Source organism: Tepidanaerobacter sp. EBM-38, from assembly GCA_001896545.1.
Lineage (GTDB): Bacteria > Bacillota > Thermosediminibacteria > Thermosediminibacterales > Tepidanaerobacteraceae > Tepidanaerobacter.
Genome location: MPOT01000073.1, coordinates 1 through 19057, shown reverse-complemented (window position 1 = coordinate 19057; position 19057 = coordinate 1). Strand labels below are relative to the sequence as shown.

General features: G+C 37.9%; 16 protein-coding genes and 1 pseudogene. 3 read left to right on the top strand and 14 right to left on the bottom strand.

All coding sequences use genetic code 11. The annotated features are described in order from the left end of the window. Positions 1-148 precede the first annotated feature (148 nt). The 11 genes from BUC45_RS08335 to BUC45_RS08285 form a co-directional block, all read right to left on the bottom strand. The gene (locus BUC45_RS08335; protein WP_296971595.1) at positions 149-1438 is read right to left on the bottom strand and encodes an amidohydrolase; all 1290 of its coding nucleotides are present in this window, start codon (positions 1436-1438) and stop codon (positions 149-151) included. A 1-nt stretch (position 1439) separates the two neighbouring features. After that, positions 1440-2627, bottom strand: coding sequence for a M20 family metallopeptidase (locus tag BUC45_RS08330; protein ID WP_296971594.1), 1188 nt, complete (start codon positions 2625-2627; stop codon positions 1440-1442). A 28-nt stretch (positions 2628-2655) separates the two neighbouring features. Then, positions 2656-4182, bottom strand: coding sequence for an AbgT family transporter (locus BUC45_RS08325; RefSeq protein WP_296971592.1), 1527 nt, complete (start codon positions 4180-4182; stop codon positions 2656-2658). Between the two features lie 319 nt (positions 4183-4501). Continuing rightward, positions 4502-5794, bottom strand: a complete 1293-nt coding sequence (locus BUC45_RS08320) for a hypothetical protein (protein ID WP_296971589.1) — start codon at positions 5792-5794, stop codon at positions 4502-4504. Between the two features lie 238 nt (positions 5795-6032). Further along, positions 6033-6515, bottom strand: coding sequence for a PTS glucose transporter subunit IIA (locus BUC45_RS08315; RefSeq protein WP_296971587.1), 483 nt, complete (start codon positions 6513-6515; stop codon positions 6033-6035). Between the two features lie 42 nt (positions 6516-6557). After that, positions 6558-7412, bottom strand: a complete 855-nt coding sequence (locus BUC45_RS08310; RefSeq protein WP_296971585.1) for a MurR/RpiR family transcriptional regulator — start codon at positions 7410-7412, stop codon at positions 6558-6560. Positions 7413-7514: 102 nt separating this feature from the next. After that, positions 7515-8363, bottom strand: coding sequence for a PHP domain-containing protein (locus tag BUC45_RS08305; protein ID WP_296971583.1), 849 nt, complete (start codon positions 8361-8363; stop codon positions 7515-7517). A 20-nt stretch (positions 8364-8383) separates the two neighbouring features. Continuing rightward, on the bottom strand, positions 8384-9784 hold the full coding sequence (locus tag BUC45_RS08300) for a PTS transporter subunit EIIC (protein ID WP_296971582.1): 1401 nt from the start codon (positions 9782-9784) through the stop codon (positions 8384-8386). A gap of 18 nt (positions 9785-9802) precedes the next feature. Then, on the bottom strand, positions 9803-10714 hold the full coding sequence (gene murQ, locus BUC45_RS08295) for an N-acetylmuramic acid 6-phosphate etherase (protein WP_296971579.1): 912 nt from the start codon (positions 10712-10714) through the stop codon (positions 9803-9805). A gap of 301 nt (positions 10715-11015) precedes the next feature. Then, positions 11016-12854 (bottom strand): ATP-binding protein, encoded by a 1839-nt coding sequence (locus tag BUC45_RS08290; protein ID WP_296971597.1) that lies wholly within the window; start codon positions 12852-12854, stop codon positions 11016-11018. 17 nt (positions 12855-12871) lie between these two features. Continuing rightward, complete coding sequence (locus tag BUC45_RS08285) at positions 12872-13831, bottom strand: DNA double-strand break repair nuclease NurA (RefSeq protein WP_296971576.1); 960 nt, start codon at positions 13829-13831, stop codon at positions 12872-12874. A gap of 115 nt (positions 13832-13946) precedes the next feature. On the opposite strand from BUC45_RS08285, the gene BUC45_RS12025 reads away from it, so the two are divergent. Then, a complete protein-coding gene (locus BUC45_RS12025; protein WP_366749992.1) occupies positions 13947-14252 on the top strand; it encodes an AbrB/MazE/SpoVT family DNA-binding domain-containing protein in 306 nt (101 codons plus the stop codon). A 134-nt stretch (positions 14253-14386) separates the two neighbouring features. Here BUC45_RS12025 and proC read toward each other — a convergent pair whose 3' ends face one another. Then, on the bottom strand, positions 14387-15238 hold the full coding sequence (gene proC / locus BUC45_RS08275; protein WP_296971574.1) for a pyrroline-5-carboxylate reductase: 852 nt from the start codon (positions 15236-15238) through the stop codon (positions 14387-14389). 675 nt (positions 15239-15913) lie between these two features. Beyond that, positions 15914-16281 (bottom strand): annotated as a pseudogene (locus BUC45_RS12020) (transposase); the annotation flags it as partial. 494 nt (positions 16282-16775) lie between these two features. Here BUC45_RS12020 and BUC45_RS08260 point away from each other — a divergent pair. Together BUC45_RS08260 and BUC45_RS08255 are read left to right on the top strand one after the other, a co-directional pair. Further along, entirely contained in the window at positions 16776-17237 is a 462-nt protein-coding gene (locus tag BUC45_RS08260) for a hypothetical protein (RefSeq protein ID WP_296971567.1), read from the top strand. A gap of 59 nt (positions 17238-17296) precedes the next feature. Then, a complete protein-coding gene (locus tag BUC45_RS08255) occupies positions 17297-18541 on the top strand; it encodes a hypothetical protein (protein ID WP_296971565.1) in 1245 nt (414 codons plus the stop codon). Between the two features lie 153 nt (positions 18542-18694). Here BUC45_RS08255 and BUC45_RS08250 read toward each other — a convergent pair whose 3' ends face one another. After that, the gene (locus BUC45_RS08250) at positions 18695-18961 is read right to left on the bottom strand and encodes a hypothetical protein (protein WP_366749990.1); all 267 of its coding nucleotides are present in this window, start codon (positions 18959-18961) and stop codon (positions 18695-18697) included. Between the last annotated feature and the right edge of the window lie 96 nt (positions 18962-19057).

The window sequence follows — 19057 nt, the reverse complement described above, 5'->3', positions numbered from 1 at the left end:
GGGAAAAGTTTGTCCAGACTGGTTTTGCGAAAAAGTTTTTTTAGGAAGAGCTTTCATCCTTTGTCAGATATGGTTTATGTTTTTCATGCGTCAGCACTGGATCATGCGTACTACTTTGTTTGCTCAGAATAACATCAGGTTGGGATTTTTATAATAACTCAAGAGCCAAATATGTGCATATTTGAAGTGCTATCACCAGACAGGATTCGTCAAAGTCGAACCTGCTGTTGTGATGATTAGAGGCAATTGGAGTTTTAACTTGAAAATAAAGTGCTTTACCGCCTTGTGACTGAACCTTTTCCATGAAATACGTAGCATCATCACTTGCACCAAAATGACTTTCATTTTCTATTCTTGAAAGCCCTAAGTTTTCGCCAATCTGTTTTACTATTTGGGCAAGTTCTTCATCGCCTTCGGCACTTGGTGCAGCACCGGCATCTGTAATGTGGCAGCCAAGGCCATACATCTTTGCACAAGCCTCGAGTATACTTTTTGCCCTTTCCTGCATGTAATCATTTAAGGCTGTTGTTTCGCCTCTTGTTTCGATTTTCATATAAGCACTGCCTGGTATTATATTGGCAGATGTGCCCGCTGTCAACACACCTACGTTTATACGGGTGATTCCATCACTGTGAGGTGCTATGGCATGCAGGTTGAGAACCGCGGATGCAGCTCCCAGCAGGGCGTTTTTTCCCTGCTGGGGGCAAGCACCGGCATGAGCAGTTTGGCCCGTATAAGTCACATCTGTTTTTGATGTAGCTAAAAAGCCCGTGGTCTTAGCTACAAGACTTATCGGAACATCGCCTCCAAAGCCTATATGGAAAGCTAGGAAATAATCCACATCATCTACAACACCTGCTTCCACCATAGCTCTGGCTCCCCTTACTCCTTCCTCTGATGGCTGAAAAATAAGTTTTACAGTTCCGGACAATTTATCTTTGATTTTCATAAGCATTTCAGCTAAGCCCAGCCCTATGGCTACATGGCCGTCATGGCCACATGCATGCATTATGCCGTCATGTATTGAGGAGAAGTTTTCCTTATATGGTATATGCTCATCATCTTGAGCTTCTGTAATACTTAGGGCATCCATATCAAAGCGAAAGGCCACCGTCGGACCCGGTTTATCTGTATGAAGGATTCCTACAACCCCCGGTAGATTTTCCATCATCTCTATGATTTCGGGGTTTGCTCCTTCTTTTATTGCCCGCTCTATTTCATTTAGTATTTCCTGCTGTGTGGGCAAACCCATGATCGCTTCTTCCTTTAGAATCTTTCTGCCAAGTTTCACTTCATAACCTAAAGCCATCAGAATTTCCGCTATTTTACTGCTCGTGCGAAATTCCGTCCAGCCCACTTCAGGGTATTTATGAAAATCCCGGCGGTATGCGATGATTTTTGATTCCATGCTCTTTGCCAATGCTTTTATATCATCCATGCTATTCCTCCTGCTGCAAGAGTTCCAGGCTTAATGCTGCCAAGGCCTTAATGCCAAAGGGTATGCAACCTTCATCAAAGATTACGCGGCTATTATGTAGTGGCAGTACTTCCTTGGCATCTTTTGGGGATGAGCCTAGTTTCATATACACCGACGGCACTTTTTGGGAAATAAAGGAAAAATCTTCGCCGGAAGTGTCTTGTGAAATATTTTTTACAGCATCTTCACCAATTTTTTCAGTCAGAATCTCTTTTACTTTTAGTGTAAGGCAGGCATCATTTATCACCATCGGGTATCCTTTTAAATAACCCATTTCAAAAGAAGCTCCATGTGCTTGCGCTATGCCCTGCCCAACTTGATTCATATATTTCATGATTTCATCTTCATATCCCGGTGTCATAATCCTTACGGTGCCTTCCATCTCCACTTTATCACATATAACATTATATCTTTGGCCGCCTGTGATTTTGCCTATGGAAATGACTATACTGTCCCTGGGATCCACTCGCCTTGATACTATGGTCTGCATGCTTGATATTATATCTGCTGCTGCTACCAATGCATCTATTCCTTGATGGGGAGCTGATGCATGACCGGATTTACCCGTTACTTTTAAAAAGAACCGATCCGACTTAGCCGAACAAGGTCCAGAGCATAGGCCAATTTCACCGACATAAAGCTGTGGCCATACATGCAATGCCAAGGCATAGTCTACATCCGGATTTTCGAGTATGCCTTCTTTTATCATCTCCTGAGCTCCGCCCTGTGGGCTGCATTCCTCTGCCGGTTGAAATACAAACTTTATTTGTCCCGCGATAAAATCTTTGTATTTTGACAAAACTCTAGCAACGCCTAGCAGTATAGCTGTATGGATGTCATGGCCGCAAGCATGCATGATGCCCGGGATTTTGGAGCTAAAAGGAAGATCGCTTTCCTCCTGTATGGGTAGAGCATCCATGTCGGCTCTAAGCAGCAGAGTTTTTCCCGGATGATTGCCTTCTAAAATCCCAACTACACCGTATCCGCCTACACTTTCCTGCACGGTAAGACCTGAGGATTTCAGCTCATCTGCTACCAGTTTTGAGGTGGCTTTTTCCTCATAGCCCAGCTCCGGATTTTGATGAATATACCTTCTGATTGATATTATATCTTCTAAAACCTCGGATATTTGTTTGTCTAATTCTTTCATATGCGTTCGGCACTCCTTTTTGCAAGATTTACATATAAATGCCTGCTCCTGGGCCTAACGGCAAATCTAAGACCATCCACACTATCAGCTGCAATATCCACACTATCAAAAAAATCAATGAATATGGCAGCATCAAAGACATCAATGTTCCCATTCCGGCATCTTCGTCATAGTATTGAGCTAAGCCTAATGCTATGGGGAAGTATGGAAAAAGCGGTGTTATAGGGTTGGTGGAAGAATCTCCAATACGGTATATCACCTGAGTCATTGCCGGAGAATAGCCGAGCAGCATCAGCATTGGTACAAATATGGGTGCAAGTATAGACCACTTGGCGGAACCGCTGCCGATAAACAGGTTTACTATAGTAGAAAGTAAGATTATCCCTATGATTAGCGGCAAACCGGTAAATCCCACAGTTTGCAAAAATTCCGCACCTTTTACTGCTATTATGACACCTATATTAGTCCAGTTAAAATACGCTACAAACTGGCCTATGATAAAAACTAGCACTATATATCCAGACATGGTCTTTACGGCTTCAGCCATAAGTTTCGGTATATCGCCGGCAGTTTTTATGGTACCGACGGTTTTTCCATATGCTACACCAATAGTTATGAAAAACAACATTAGAATGGGAATAATTCCATTTAAAAATGGTGAGGGTATTAGCCCGCCGGTCTTGGCATTTCTTAAAATCGCATTTTTAGGCAGTACGGCAATAGCCAAGATTGCCAGAAATACCAAGGCTGCTTTGCCCGTATTTTTTAGGGCAAGATTTTCAATCGGTGTAAGGTCTTGGTTTTCGGTAACCTTTATCTTCCCTTTGTATTCTCCGAGTCGAGGAGCTATGATTTTATCAGTAACCCATGCTCCTACAAAAGTGAAGATAATCGTTGAAGCTACCATAAAGTACCAGTTGATGGATGGGTTAACTGAAATATCAGGATTTATGATTTTTACCGCTTCTTGGGTTATGCCTGCAAGTAGGGCATCAGTTCCAACTATTATCAAGTTCGCAGAAAAGCCGGCACATGCCGCTGCATATCCTGCCATGAGGCCCACCAGCGGGTTTTTGCCAAGTGAAAGATAGATGCTTGCCGCAAGTGTCGGTATGATGACTATGGAAGCGTCTGATGCAATGTTTCCATTGATGCCTACAAACATCACCGCTAAACTGATAGCCCATAAAGGGGCATTGTACATGGTCTTTCTCATAAAGGCAGACAGTAAGCCCGCTTGTTCTGCAAGGCCGATGCCCATTTGCATAGAAAGCACCAGTCCAAGGGGAGCAAAACCGGTAAAGTTTTTGAGGGCATTCACCAGCATCCACTCTACGCCTTCTCGCGTTAAAAGGTTCTTGACCATCACTTCTTCTCCGCTGGCAGGATTTATAGCTGAAATCCCCAGCATAGATAAAATGGCAGATAGAACCATTATTCCTATAGTCAGGTAGACAAATAGGAAAAATGGATGCGGCAGTTTATTCCCTACACGCTCAACCCAGTCTAAAAACCTCTCGAAACCTCCTTTTGATTTTAATTCCTTTTGAATCATATGCTCTCCTCCTTTTTTGGCCAAGTTATGGTTACATGGCCATATATACTTTATTATGAATTCTCCTTTTTTTCAAAAAATCCTTCTTGTTTTTAAAATGTATACAGTATACTTATAGAATTTAACAAAATGACTCTTTTATAAAAGTTATTTAAAACATAAAAAATACCGGTCATAAATACCGGCATACTGTTTTTATTATTTACAGACATATTTTATATACTGACCATAACTTTATAAAATAAGATTTGTACAGTAGAATCAAAAATATAATGGCTTTCTGCAATAACTCTTAAAGCCTTTAATCATACTTCATTTCTTATATCAAAACCTGGTATACTTGACTTGGCCTGCCTTTTCCCGACATGCTTCGGATTCCCACTATCTGAGCCGCCCCTTTTTCTTCCAGTTGAGCAAGGATTCGCCGAGCACTTCGCTGGCTGATATTCATGCATGTGCTCAACTCTTTAGGTGTTACCTCGTTTTTGCCTAAACGGCGCAGGGATGCTTTAAGTTTATTGAGATTGACTACATTCATATTCAATTTTTTTGCAAGCTCTTCTAAGTTTAAATCAGAAAGAGGTTTAGCATTTAATCTGTTTTCTCGAATAGGCCCGATTATCTTACCTTCTTCGGTCACAAGAAAACAGCAATCACTGCCGTTTTCCTTTGACAGCCTGACAGCCTGACGGGCATTAGTTTCGGCCATCTTTGCCGTGCGACCAAAGCCTATTCCCACAGTTACCTTAAGATGTGTATTAGCTTTTAGTGCACGAAGCAGCGGCGAGCCCATGAATATATCGGTAGATTCCTCTAAACATCCCCGAGTTGTTATTATCATAAACTCCGTATCTTTTGTCTTGGTTACGGTAGCATTGGTTTCATCGCCATAGCCAAGAATTACCTGATAAAGCTCTAGAAGTTGTATTTGCAATTGATAGCTGGAACTTTCATATAAGATATCATCAAGGTCCTCAACTCTTACTAAAATAAGTGCCATTTGAGTTTCTTTGAGTTTGATGCTTTCTCCGTACATCATTGCTCTTTCTAGACCATGGCGTACACTGGAAACAGTAGGATATATCCTATAAACAGGGATGCCTAGCTTTTTTAGTTCTTCATATGTTCTATTAAGGCATGTCACCGCTGCACGAGTTTTGCCCTTAGCCCATAGATTTTTATGATAATCTATGAGTTTTTCAAAAGGAAGATACTTATCATAATCCATGGTAAATACTTCGGGGAGCGGCAGATTAAGCTCCATATAAGTTTCTTCAATATCCCTTGGGCTTATGGTGTCAAAACTTAAAGCAGAAACATCTTTACCGTCTCGATAAATGTCAAACAGCACCTTATAAAGGCTCGTCCCATTTCTGGGTATATAAATCCCCGGAACATCTATGCCCACATTAGACTTCACCCAAAAGTAAGGTGCCTGTCCGCTATATAGTATGATGTCTACATCTTGGGCCATTGATGCAATATCTCTAAGGTCTTCAAAATCCTTATAAACTTTTTCGACTAAGGTAATCTCTCTATCAAATTCATGTAAGACCTTTCTCAATAAAATCAGCGAATCTTCCGGTCCAACGACACCTAGACGTATATTCATGAATTTTATCCTTTCTCTTTGTCCTTTTGTAATTTTTAACTGCTTAGTATAATGATACACTAAATTAAAAGTGCAAGTCCATTAATTTTTTCATTTTAAGAAAATTTTTTGGTTTTTCTCTTAGTTTTTTTATTCGGTCTTGACCAGGGTACTCATGGCAATACCACATTATTGACAAAAAAATAGGCAAAGGCCCTTTATTTCTTTTAAAGCCTTTGCCTATTTCATGGAAGTTATTTTAATTTAATTCTACACTCAATATGGTTTGTTTTCCCATTTCAACTTCTTCAATGTTCTTTTTTAGTTCTTTAACCTTATCCATATTCGTGATTATTATAGGCGTAATTAGGGATTTCCCTCTTTCTCTGAGTAAATTTATGTCAAATTCTATTAATATTTCACCTTTTTTTATTGGACTACCCATTGATATTATTCGCTTAAATCCTTCGCCATTTAATTCAACGGTATCAAGACCTATATGGATAAGAATTTCCAGTCCTTCCTTAGTAACTAATCCAATAGCATGGTTAGTCGGGAAAACCGTAGCTACCTTTCCGTCTATCGGAGATACAACTTTTCCTTCTTTTGGTTCTATAGCTAGCCCATCTCCAATCATTTTTTTAGAAAAAACCTCATCTGGGACTTCCTCAATAGGTATTATTTCCCCTGTAATAGGTGCAATGATTTCGATGTATTTATTTCGTTTAAAAAAATTAATCATTACTACTTTCCCTTTCTATACAACATAACACTTTAATAGATTTTATTCATTCATTTTGAGCTGTGCTATGATGTTTCCAGTATTTAAAATATAATCCGAAACTACATCGTAATTCTTTTTAACTATATTTATAAATAGTATATCTATCACAGTAAGCTGAGCAATCCTTGACGCAATCGCTCCCATTCTTAGGTGTTTTTCTACTTCAGTAGTGTAAATTTTTATATCGGATATTTTGCTAATTGGATTTCCTCCAAATTTGGTTATAGATATGGTTTTTGCACCTGCTTTTTTGGCAGTCTCCAAAGCTTTATACGTTTCAAAAGTTTTACCACTATGAGATATTCCTATAGCTACATCTTTTTCATGCATATTGGCTGCGGATACCATTTGCAGATGATAATCTGCGTATAGGCTGGCCGGCATATTTATTCTCGTAAGTTTATAATGAAAGTCTGCAGCTACCAAGGCAGAGCTTCCTACCCCACATAAATTGATTTTATTTGCTGAACTTATGGCTTCTACTGCCTCATCTATGACTTCTTTATCTAGTAATTTTAAAGTGTCTTTTATCGCTTTAATATTTTCTAAAGCTACTTTTTCCATAATCTCATCAGTAGAATCATTGATTGAAATGGCCTCATATATCTTTTCTTCATCAAAATCCTTATGCCTAGTATCCACAGCTAGAGATAGTTTTAATTCTTGGTATCCTGAATATCCGATTTTCTGAGCAAACCTTACTATGCTGGCTGAACTAGTTCCAATAGCGGCAGATAATTCTTCTACCGTTAGATTATATATATCATCCCTGTGCTCCATTATATAATCGGCTATCCTTTTTTCCGAATCTGTAAAACTGTTTTTTGAATTTTTAATCCTTAAAATGCAGCTCAAGCACACATCACCCAGCTTATCACTTATGTGATATTTTATGTTTTACTAGTTACTCAATGTAATATAAAATTTAGTTATTACACGCTTAATATTTAATTTAAATTATATCACAACATTGGTCAAATATTGATACAAGTTGTTATAAATTTGATCCGGAATATCAATACCACAAATAGGAATTTTATTTTTACTATAATGGCCATGATAATCCGAGCCACCAGTAATAATTAATTTCTTATCAAATGCTATCTTTTTTAGTTCATTTTGTGTGTTTTCATCATTGGCAGGGTGATAGATTTCTACTCCGTCTAATAGATTACTGTTTAAAATATCCCAATACAATTTTTCATCCTTATTTTTTAATTTATTTGGATGAGCCAATACTGCAATTCCTTTACTCGCTTTTATTATTTTGCAAACCTGTTGAAAATTATAATATTCAAAGGTTTCTTCTACATAATAAGGAGCTCCGTCACCAAAGTATTTTTTTAGAGATGTCATGATTTCTTCTTGTTTAAGGTAACCATGATTGCTTAAAGTCTTTAACATTTTAGCCCTATACAGAGGGCCACCTTGGCCCTCTTTGAAAAATTCTTCTTCTTTAATATCGATACCGTTTTTCTGCATTAACCTTATTTGTTTCATTGATTTAGCATTTAAATATTCTAATAGTCTTTTGGAGTATTCTATTAATTCTAATGAATTGTAATCTATGCCATACCCGAGAATATGAAATTTCTTCTCATTCTCCATGGCAGTGAATTCTATTCCCGGTATAAAAGGTATTGCATATTTTTTACTTAATCTATCCGCTTCTTTAAGTCCAAGAACAGTATCGTGGTCAGTAATTGCCAGTGCAGATACTTTCAATTGTTTTCCAGTGTTAAATATTTCTTCTAATGGAGAACTGCCGTCTGAATATACTGAGTGTATATGAAAATCAAATTTCATATCTTCTTCCCCATTCTTTTTTATTTTAGGTTTAGAATTTCATTTAATACCTCATTTCCTTCCATCCCTCCATCTGCACCTTCGGACAAATCATCCCATTTCGTAAAGTAAGTTAACAAGAACCCTCCTATATATGCTAGTAAGGTACCTATTATATAATGCACAATACTTTCAGATGGTATTAACAGTATTAATGGCAGCCCTGATAATCCTATTCCTATAGAACCTACTTTCATAATAGAAACATATGCACCACCGAGCATAGAACCTAGACAAGCCGTTATAAAAGGTCTGCCTAATGGTAAGGTTACTCCAAACATCAATGGTTCTCCTACTCCTAACATTCCTACTGGTAGTGAACTTGCAATTATATTTTTTAATTTCTTGTTTTTTGTTTTTACATAAATAGCTATACCGGCTCCAACTTGTCCGGCTCCTGCCATAGCCAAAATAGGTCTTAATAAATCAATTCCGGTTTCTTTTAATAAGCTTACTTCTATTGGTGTTATAGCTCTATGAAGCCCTGTCATAACTAAAGGTAAAAAAGTTCCCGATAGTAATGCGCCGATTAAAAAGCCCCCCTTGTTTATAAGGGTATTTACTATTGAACTAATTCCCGCCGTCAAAGCTACACCTAGCGGATGAACTATATAAATACTTCCTAATCCTACTATTAATAATACCAGAGTAGGTGTTACGATTAAATCAATAACCGATGGAATTACTTTTCTTAACTTCTTTTCTAAAAGTGCTCCCAGCATACAAGCAATCAAAACTGCAACTATTCCACCTTGTTCTGGTACAAGATTTTCTCCATTTATTACAATATTAGCCAAACCTGGGGCGCTTAATATACCGGCTATTGAGCCACCTAAGGTAACGCTTCCGCCAAATTCCTTTGCGGTATACATCCCAACCATTATATTCATATAGGTAAATACTGCTTTTCCTATAACTTTAAGTATTTCATAGGTATTACCGCTAATTAAATTTAAATTTGATAATAGTTTAGAGGAGCCATAAATAACTCCGCAGCCTACAAAAGCAGGTATTAAAGGAATGAAAATATTGGATAAATGCCTTAAGAACAACTTGAAAGGCGTGCTGTTTTTTACTTTTAGTTCTTCTTTTTTAGCAGTTACCGCATCTACTTCTCCTACCTTAAACCCTAATAATTCACCAATTTCATTAGCAACTTTTCCAGCTGTTCCCGGACCCAAAATTACTTGAAATTGTCCACTTTGTTCAACGACCCCTAACACTTGATCCATTTTATCAAGAGCCGCTCTATCTACTAATTCGACATCTTTAAGAACTAACCTTAACCTAGTTGCGCAATAGGCAACAGATGCAACATTTTGTTTGCCTCCAACATTTTGTAAAATCTTCTCCCCTAATTGTTTAGGTGATAATTTATCCATTACATAAGCCTCCTATTTCTATATTTTATTAACGGCTTCCAATGCTTTTCTAAGGTATCCCCTGTGAGCATTTAAAATTTCTTCTGACTTTTCTTTATCTAATCCTGTTTTAATCATAAATACTGAAAGCTTTACATTATAGTCGGTTAATTGTAAATACTTGATAGCTTCGTCTTCGCCGACAGAGGTTAATTCCATAACTATATTTTTACATCTTTCTTTCAATTTACTATTTGTTGATTCTACGTCTACCATCAAATTTTCATATACTTTGCCTAGTTTAATCATAGAACCTGTAGACAGCATATTTAATACCATCTTTTGAGCAGTGCCGGCTTTCATCCTAGTAGAACCTGTGATGACTTCTGGTCCAACTTCGACTGCAATACAAACCTTTGTGATCTTGGACATTTCAGAATTGTAATTATTTGTTACTCCTATTGTAATAGCTCCTAGCTTGTTGGCATACTCTATCGCTCCTATAACATACGGAGTTCTGCCGCTTGCTGTTATTCCAACTAATACATCTTTATTGTTAAAGTTAATTCTCTTTAAATCAGCAACGGCATTCTCTTTACTATCCTCTGCTCCTTCTACAGCCTTTAAAATAGCTTCATGTCCGCCGGCAATTATGCCTTGCACCATTTCTTGCGGAACTCCAAAAGTTGGCGGGCATTCAGAAGCATCTAATATACCAAGTCTGCCACTAGTACCTGCACCTAGATAAATTAATCTACCCCCTTCATATAACTTTTCAGATATTAGCTCAACTGCTTTTGCTATATTTGGTATTTCTTTTTCAACTGCATATGCTACTTTTTTGTCCTCATCGTTTATTAGTCTAATAATTTCTTCAGTAGATAATCTGTCAATTTCAGTTGTGTTAGGATTCCTCCTTTCCGTAGTTAGTTCACTAAGATTATTTTGCATAACTTATTATCCTTTCTAAAACTGTAATAATTTTTTATGATTATATAGTTTATTTTGAAATTATTTTTCATTCATGGATAAAAAAAATTAGTATTTAGCTCTTTGAAAAGCTGAGCTAATATATAAATATTATAATATAAACGTAATGATTTTTCAATATATTTTATTGATTTTTGTAATATATTTTCATTCATGTTCACAATGAAGTAAAGCTTAGCCTGAACATGCATAATGTTCAGGCTAATATAGGTTTGTTTACAAGTAATATAAGGTAAAATTAAAAGCTAACTGCGGATTAATATTAAATATCTGTCGCCTGGTAAATATCGCCTAATGGGCTTGCCTTTCTTGTGAGTTTACCTTTTTCTACAAGTGTATCCAGGGCTGCCTTTAGGGTCCTTACTTCGTAGTTTGCCCCGGCATGCCGGTTAATTTCCTCTACTGCACGGGCAAAGTTTGCAGCATAGATGGGCAGGTGGGGCTTTATTGCTTCAAAGAGTTTGTCCTCAGAGCTTTCCCGATGCAGCTGTATTTCATCCAGCGGATTTTGGGTGTGTGGGCTTCGGGTATGGGGGAATCGCACTCGTATGGCCACAGTCCTTCCAAAAAGCGGCGATGATACGAAGGCATCACCTGAAGGCAAGTAAGGAAGGCGCCTTGCTTCTTCTGCCTTTATATCGGTTTCCTCGCTAATAGTGCCGATATCCGATGCGCGCACGGTTCTAAATATTATTTTGGTATTTAGCTGTGCGGTTACGGTTTCGTCCAGCAGTGTTGGCCGCTGTGTGGCAAGTATCAAAAATACCCCGTATTTTCTCCCTTCCTGGGCTATCTCGGTAATTATTCCCTTTGTTGCAGCATCACGTCCCTTAGGTGCAAAGTTGTGAGCTTCATCTGTTGCGATGATAAATGGCGGAAAATAATCCCCCGATGCTTCGCCTTTAAGTTCTCCGTCCTTGTAATCCCTGCGCTTTCGGTAAATATTGGAAAGTAGATATGTGGAAAATACCTGCAAAAGCCATATAGGGCCTTGAATTACTGCCAGTTTGCCCTGCATCATGGCTTCCTTTACCGGCTTTATGTCATGGCTGAAAAGGCCGGAATTATGCAGCCGTCTAAGCCGCCATGCGATGCCCTGCACCGATGGAAGTGGGATGTTTTGGTATTCTTCAAGGAGTTGGCGCATTTTAATATATTTTTCTCTTTCCATAGGCTCCATATCCTGTTTTAATGCCTGCTCAATCCTCAAGCGGCCCATCTCCAGTGCTTCACTTAAAAGCTCAAGGCGGTTAGAAAAGCTAAGATATGTATCACCCCTAAGGTGCAGCGATTCTATGGCACTGGACATGGCCTCGGTCAGTGGCGATACTGCCGATAGCAGTGCCAGTAAATCCCCTCGGGATAAGTTTAAAAATTCTACGCCTATATGTTCACCTATCTGAAATTTTCTAAAGTTGTCCTTAAAATCTCGCTTTTCTTCACTGCTTTCCTGGCTTTCGGAAAACTCCATTTCATAGTGAGGGTCAAGCATCAGAGCAGGAAATCCATGTTTCATAATCTCTTCCATAATTACCCTAAGGCCGAAAGATTTTCCCGATCCTGAGCCGCCGAAGACCCCAATATGTGGGTACTGCTGAAAAGATCTGAGATCCAGAAAAAAAGGCACATTTTTTGTTTTATAAAGTTTACCGCCGGAAAACATTTCACAAAGTCCTTTTAGGTCATCTTCCATGGTAGCAGCGGTTTCCTCGGTGTTTTTAATTTCACCAAGTAAAAGCCCGTCTTCCCGCACACCTTTTAACAAATGCCCTCGCACCTCATCAAATGCGGGCAAGCGCACCGAACTGCCTGTAACTACCGGAAAACTGGCTTCGGTAATCAGCTTGACTTTTGCAATATTTATTTCATCTTCACTGATGGAATACCCCAAATGCTTTAAAGACTCTAGAACATCGGCATCGTGGATGCTGCTGCCTATGGAAAGCGGTATGAACCTGTTGTAGGAATTGCTTTCTACCACTTCCCCGATAAGGTTTCCCTGATATGGATCTTCTAAAACTAAAAGCTCGTTTATACGAAACTTTCTATCTTTTGATGCAACATAAACTTCCTGAGGTGTTGTAAGCCCTACTACCTGCATTTGCACAAAAATCCCTCCTACATCTGGCGTCTTTCGCGTTTCGGTTTTAAAAATTCCGCATAATCTTCTCCAAGATATGTATTTAAAAGGCCTTCCATTACCGCATCGGTAATCCTAACATTCTTATCTATTATATCAAGCCAAAGTGGTATGCCTCTGCCATCCTGCGGTGTCAGGGTAAATATAAGGTTTGACACTTCTGCCAGATATTCCTGCTGCTCCTCCAAAAGGTCAATGCCTATGGGCTTTGGGTCAAGGGATGAGCGCATAAAAAATGTGCGAAAACCTTCTTTAAATAAGCCAGGAACAATCTCCAATATTTCGCCTACCTGCAAGAGCCCAAACAAAATTTCCCAGTCTGATGCCGGAAATCCTCCAAGTTCCAGCGCATCTTCCAAGCAACTGCTGATTATATTTGTTGATATTCCCTCTACAACACCTACCAATACAGCATCTTGAGCTAAGGCACGATTTTTCAGTGTTTCCCACATTGGTGCAGATTCAATCTTGTATCTCACAAGAGAGCCGTCAAGCAAGACCACCCTTGGATTAAACTTATCAAGAGCCTCCAGCGCCGCTTTTACTTCCAATTCGGCAAGATTGCGCTTTATAAAATCTCTGTATTCCTCCTCGGTTATTGCATCCTTCATAGTCAGCGGCGAGATAGCATCAGTTATAACGACGTCCTCTTCCTTGCTGCTGCATACCTTGGCTAGAGCTTGCTGCAGCGTAAATGAATACGGGAAGGGGCCGCCTGCATTGTTAGTTGAACCGTCCACTCCCACTATTCTACCTTTTTGGGCAATACTTGACAGACCTCGACAGTCAAGCTTTTGGCACATTCTAAAACTCCCAATGCCTCTATCAACCACCATGAAGCGCAGAGCATCCACAGAAGGCTTTTGCTGTAATCGCAAGCGCATGGCCTTGGCTGTTTCTTCAAACGTTTGTTTTAAATTGGCATTTAATTCAAACATAATATTAACACCTGCCTAAAATAAGTAAAAATTTGCACCTTTATGTTGACTTTTTTTGTCAATTCTGGTAGTATTTTAATTGGGGTAAATGTCGAAATATGAATTTAGGGGGCGAATACAAATGAAATCTACAGGAATCGTTAGAAAAGTTGACAGCCTGGGTCGCGTTGTTATTCCAATAGAATTAAGACGCACATTAGGTATTTCCGTTAAAGATGCACTGGAAATTTATGTAGATACTGATAGAATTATTTTAAAAAAATACTTGCCGGCTTGCATCTTCTGCGGCAGCGCTGAAGATTTAATCAATTTCGATGGAAAAAACATTTGTAAAAAATGCGCAAAGAAAATTGAGAATACTTTAGCGATAAGCTCTGCAGGCGACGAAGATACCCCGACTAAAACTGATACCGGATCCTGAAGGTGCTAACAGAGCATCAATCTGATGATGTAAATTAAGGCAATAAATTTTTATGCAATTAAAGTCAAAAGAAGAGACCGATTATGAAAGTCTCTTCTTCTTTATTTTCTTAAATCTTTGCTATTACATGAATATCATAGCACATTTTGTAATTTGTGTAAACAACTGTGTTCTTTCATCATTTCTTTAGATCTTCCTGCTGCATTTTCAACGGCTTTAATAAGTAAGTCGGTAAAGTCTGCCTTTTCCAGAACTTTTATCCCGGCCATGGTGGTACCGCCAGGTGTGGTAACCTGCTTCCTTAGTTTTTTTGGAGATTCGCCGGTTTCTATCACCATTTTTGCTGCTCCATATACTGTCTGAACCGTCAATTCCTCAGAAAGTCGGCGGGGAAGGCCTACTTTTACTCCGGCCTCAACCATCGCTTCCATAAGTAGATACACATAAGCCGGACCACTGCCTGAAAGGCCTGTCACCGCATCCATCATTGTTTCTTCAACTACGGACACCTTGCCTATGGAAGAAAATATTTCTTCGGCAAAATCTTGAGCTTCTTTTGTAGCATAGCTGCCTAGAGTAATAGCAGTAGCCGATTCTCTTACCTTGCAGGCAGTATTGGGCATCGCCCTTATAACTTGTACTTTTTTATCCAAAACAGTTTCTATAAATTTTGTAGATATTCCGGCAGCCAGAGTAATAATAATATGGTTTGTTGTTACAAATTTTTGAAGTGATATGAGTAATTCGTATACATCTACGGGTTTTACGGCAATAATCAAATACCTGCATTTTGAAAGAATTTCTTTGTAATCCCTTGTAGTATTGACTTTATATCTTTCTCTCAAAAGCTGCAGCTTATCATCGTTTTGTTTATTCGTTACATATATATCTTCAGGCGGCATTATGGCCTGGCTTAAAATTCCATCCAGCATCGCTTCTGCTATGGACCCGGCACCAAATATGCCGACACTTTTCTGATTTTGCACTGGGTATCCTCCTATCGCTATCTTTTATACTTTAATGTATTAATCGAGAACACAAAAAAACCCTTCGCCTGTAAAGGGCGAAAGGCTGCTTTCCGCGGTACCACCTTCATTGGTCTAAAAGACCCACTCTAAAGTATACTTGAATTTTATCAAGATTATACCTTCCCCCTACTAACGGTAGGTGCTCCGTACCGGCTCATCGCCGTAAGCTCCGGGGTGGGATTTTTCAAAAGACTATTTGCTTAAAACCTTTTGGCCTGTAAGCTTTTCTGTTTAACGCTTTTTGTCTTTTTACTTTCCCCTTCAACGCTTCTAGGATATGTCGTTTGTCAATCATTATTATTATATATCATCATTAATAAAGGTGTCAATAAGGAAAAAATTGACGCAATCCTGTATATGTATCTACAAAGGTATCATGACAAGAAGCATAAAAAGCAGGCGAAATGTATAATTATTTCTACCAGTACCTTTTTCAATTCCCATATTTTAATGAGCCTTAGTTAAACTATTTCTAGTTTCTAAACCTTTAAAAATTTTCTATGGTTTTTCCCCATAAAAGGTTAAAGCATTTGAAGTCTTATTGAATAAATAAATATTGTCTTTGTCAAGTATTAAATAAAAAGAATCATTATTTAGTATAATATATGTGTCAATAGGGTCATTCTTTAAAAAGTAGATTTGATTTTTAGTCAGCAAGCTAAAAATCAACCAAACTAATTTACGAGCTGTAAATGCGAGTGCTCTTTTGTGTTGGTGACAAGTTATTTCACCGAACTTCTTGTAGTAGTATTCCTTATATTCAGGTATATGGTTTTTAACGCTGTTTGCAGCCTCAATTAAATAATATCTAAGGTACCTATTGCCGGTCTTAGTCATTCTATCATTTTAGTATCATCAGATGAATAATTACCTGACTGCTTAACTCTCCAAGTAAGCCCTGCATACTTAGCCAAAGCATTATGAGAGTCAAAAGTAGTAATAGTGCCAATCTCAGCTAAAATACCACTAGCAAGCACAGGCCCAATACCGGGTATAGAAAGGCTTGTCCCCTTTGTCCAAAACCGCCCAAAGACTGGTCACTTGTTGATCGATATGTTGATGATGCTGATGATGCCGTAAAATTTATCAAAAATATTAGACCTTATTAAAAGTGCTGTTGCAAGACGAAAGCACCAATCTTATCTCAAGTTGGTGCTTTACATACTATATTATATTATTTCTACTTAAATATTTATGAACCCTTTATATAACAGACGGGGAAAAAGGGATTTGGTTCTCTCTAAATAAATTTTTGCAAAAATCTTTTAAAAAAAGTGAACCAAAACGCATCTTAAACGTCTGTACTATAGAAGGGTTTCAAGAGAGGTTTCTATTTTAATTGTGCCTTAAGACCTTTGAAACTAAAAGTACAAATAAACAAGTGAGGGAGGTGAATCCATGATAAAGGGATAAGCTCTTAAATTTAACAGTATTGTGTAGCGGGACTCAAAAATTGTGAGAAAGGAAAAAATGACAAAACATGGAGGTAAAGGTCATGAGAAAAAAGATTTTTTTCTTAATTACAGTTTTAACCATCTTAGTAATGTTTACTTCAATATCTCAAGCATCTGAAACAAATACAAAGGATGAAATTTTATCATATGACTATGCACCTGTCATCGGGGACTTTGTACCTGATCCTGAGTTAGAGAAACCCTGTCCATGGTATATATCCCATGGAGATGATAGATCACAGTTTCCTGTAGCGACTAACTTGCATAAATGGACAGGTTATTATTATGTGCCAATTCCTTATGGAAGAGCAGGTGCTAACCCTATTGATACCAATTTAGTGGAAAGTTCAGTGATTTATACCATAAACAAAAAATATGGCGTGTTGGCGGCTGGTAATTCAACAGGAAAGAAAGACTATACGCTACCTGGATATCCAACAGATGAAAATATTACGATATTCCCTCAACCCTGCTTCGCAACTATGTCAGCACAAGAGGTTTAATATGGTAGTTCGGGAGAGTGTTAACACTCTCCTAGTTTTTAAAATACGGAGGAATTTACGTGAAAAAGAATAATGCATTTTTTATACTTATTTGTTTGTTCTTTTTACTCATATCCGGATGCACCTACAACGGCAAAGATTCATTGCCTATAATAAGTTCCGAGGATTTCTTCTCAGATGATGCAGCATTTTTAAAAGATAAAATTATAATGTATCAAGACCATGGACTTTTTTCCGATTATTTTAAGGACTATAAAATCGAAGAATATTTAATCGAATATGATGCTTCATGTATATACGTTGATGCAAATAAAAATGCATATCTTCAAATTTCTTCTTCCAATAACATAAACAATGAGTTTGGAATTTATTCATTGACGGAAAAGGTATATACTCCATTGGTCACTTTGGACCAGGGCCATCAAGTAGCTATAAAAGCAGTAAACGATAATTTTATTATCTGGAAAGAAGATAAAAACTCTAACTGGTATAAAACTTCTTTGCATGTATATAATTTAAAGACAAAAAAAGATACAGAGTTTTATGTTCACACTGTGGATCCAGAGACTGATATGGTCTATGAGTGGAACTTTAATAAGCCGGTATTAAAAGACGACATTGTGTATTTTGACGATATTGTGGGTATTAAAGATGATATATATCAAATAAATCTATTTCAATACAATATTACCGAAGATAAACTGGAAAAAATAAAAACTCAAGCAAAATATCCCATGCTTTACAATGATGAAATAGCATGGTTAGGATACAGAAAAAAAGATAACGGTACCACCATAGTGGTCAATAATAACGGCAAACCTTTAGAAATAGCACAAATAAAAAGCAGTGGTGGATTATTCCAGATGAGTTCTTCTAAAAATATCATAGCAATTATTGAAGGTATCAATATTCCCGATTACGACATTATTACAAGTCTGGCAGAAAAAACTAATAACGAAAACCCGAAAGAAAAAAGCTATAGTGAAAAAGAAACCTTGAGTCAGATTGCATATGGTGTGAAGATCTTTGACGGCAAAACCGCTGAGCCTGTCATGGTCAGTAAAGACCCTGTAGATACTCCGGACAACAATGGAAAATACATAGGATGGCGGCAGTTTACTAAAGATTACCCCAGATTTTATGATGTTGAAAACAAGCGAATTATTACTGTAGATAAATTAAGCCCCGAAAAGGTTTATGGTTGTCTTATAAATCAGAAGTATTTAATATTTGATACTTATAACAACTCTGATCCCTTAAATAAGTCAATTTCGCTCTACATTATTGATTTGGATCCTTCTTAATGGTATAAAGCGTTTATATACTTCTGCAATAAAGAAAGCGAAGGAAAAATTCGGGCAATAGTCCAACTGGAAGAAAACCCATTTAAAACCGTATTATTTCATGAAATGACATTTTAAAAAATCAGTGGAAGATGGACACTGGTTGATTTTGAATCAGATGTATAAAAGCCATCTATAATTTTGCCTGCAATCGACAACAGCATCTATGTATACTGTGCTGCCTTTAATTTGATAGATTAAAAGATACCTTTTGTATATTGACAGTTTGCGGTATTTATTGATGGGCAAAGAGGGATTGGAAAGCAAGGGGTTTTGCTTGGGGGCCTTTCCATCAATTACCTCCTGGATGGCTGCTTTCATCATAGCGGAAACCTCATCAACAGTATAACCGGTTTTTCCGTTTAAGCGCTCGGCTTCTATAAGCTTTTCCCTGGGAACGCTCCCGATAAAACTACGTTGATTCCTGCATTGGGTAAGATCCAAAGAGAATATTCTTTAGGTAGAATTATTATTGTT

Excerpts from the sequence above, each read along its gene's own strand:
- BUC45_RS08285 (WP_296971576.1), bottom strand. The coding sequence starts at position 13,831 with ATGTTTGAATTAAATGCCAATTTAAAACAAACGTTTGAAGAAACAGCC.
- murQ (WP_296971579.1), bottom strand. The coding sequence starts at position 10,714 with ATGCAAAATAATCTTAGTGAACTAACTACGGAAAGGAGGAATCCTAAC.
- BUC45_RS08335 (WP_296971595.1), bottom strand. The coding sequence starts at position 1,438 with ATGGATGATATAAAAGCATTGGCAAAGAGCATGGAATCAAAAATCATC.
- BUC45_RS08315 (WP_296971587.1), bottom strand. The coding sequence starts at position 6,515 with ATGATTAATTTTTTTAAACGAAATAAATACATCGAAATCATTGCACCT.
- BUC45_RS08260 (WP_296971567.1), top strand. The coding sequence starts at position 16,776 with ATGAGAAAAAAGATTTTTTTCTTAATTACAGTTTTAACCATCTTAGTA.
- BUC45_RS08305 (WP_296971583.1), bottom strand. The coding sequence starts at position 8,363 with ATGAAATTTGATTTTCATATACACTCAGTATATTCAGACGGCAGTTCT.
- BUC45_RS08330 (WP_296971594.1), bottom strand. The coding sequence starts at position 2,627 with ATGAAAGAATTAGACAAACAAATATCCGAGGTTTTAGAAGATATAATA.
- BUC45_RS08320 (WP_296971589.1), bottom strand. The coding sequence starts at position 5,794 with ATGAATATACGTCTAGGTGTCGTTGGACCGGAAGATTCGCTGATTTTA.
- BUC45_RS08300 (WP_296971582.1), bottom strand. The coding sequence starts at position 9,784 with ATGGATAAATTATCACCTAAACAATTAGGGGAGAAGATTTTACAAAAT.
- BUC45_RS08325 (WP_296971592.1), bottom strand. The coding sequence starts at position 4,182 with ATGATTCAAAAGGAATTAAAATCAAAAGGAGGTTTCGAGAGGTTTTTA.
- BUC45_RS08290 (WP_296971597.1), bottom strand. The coding sequence starts at position 12,854 with ATGCAGGTAGTAGGGCTTACAACACCTCAGGAAGTTTATGTTGCATCA.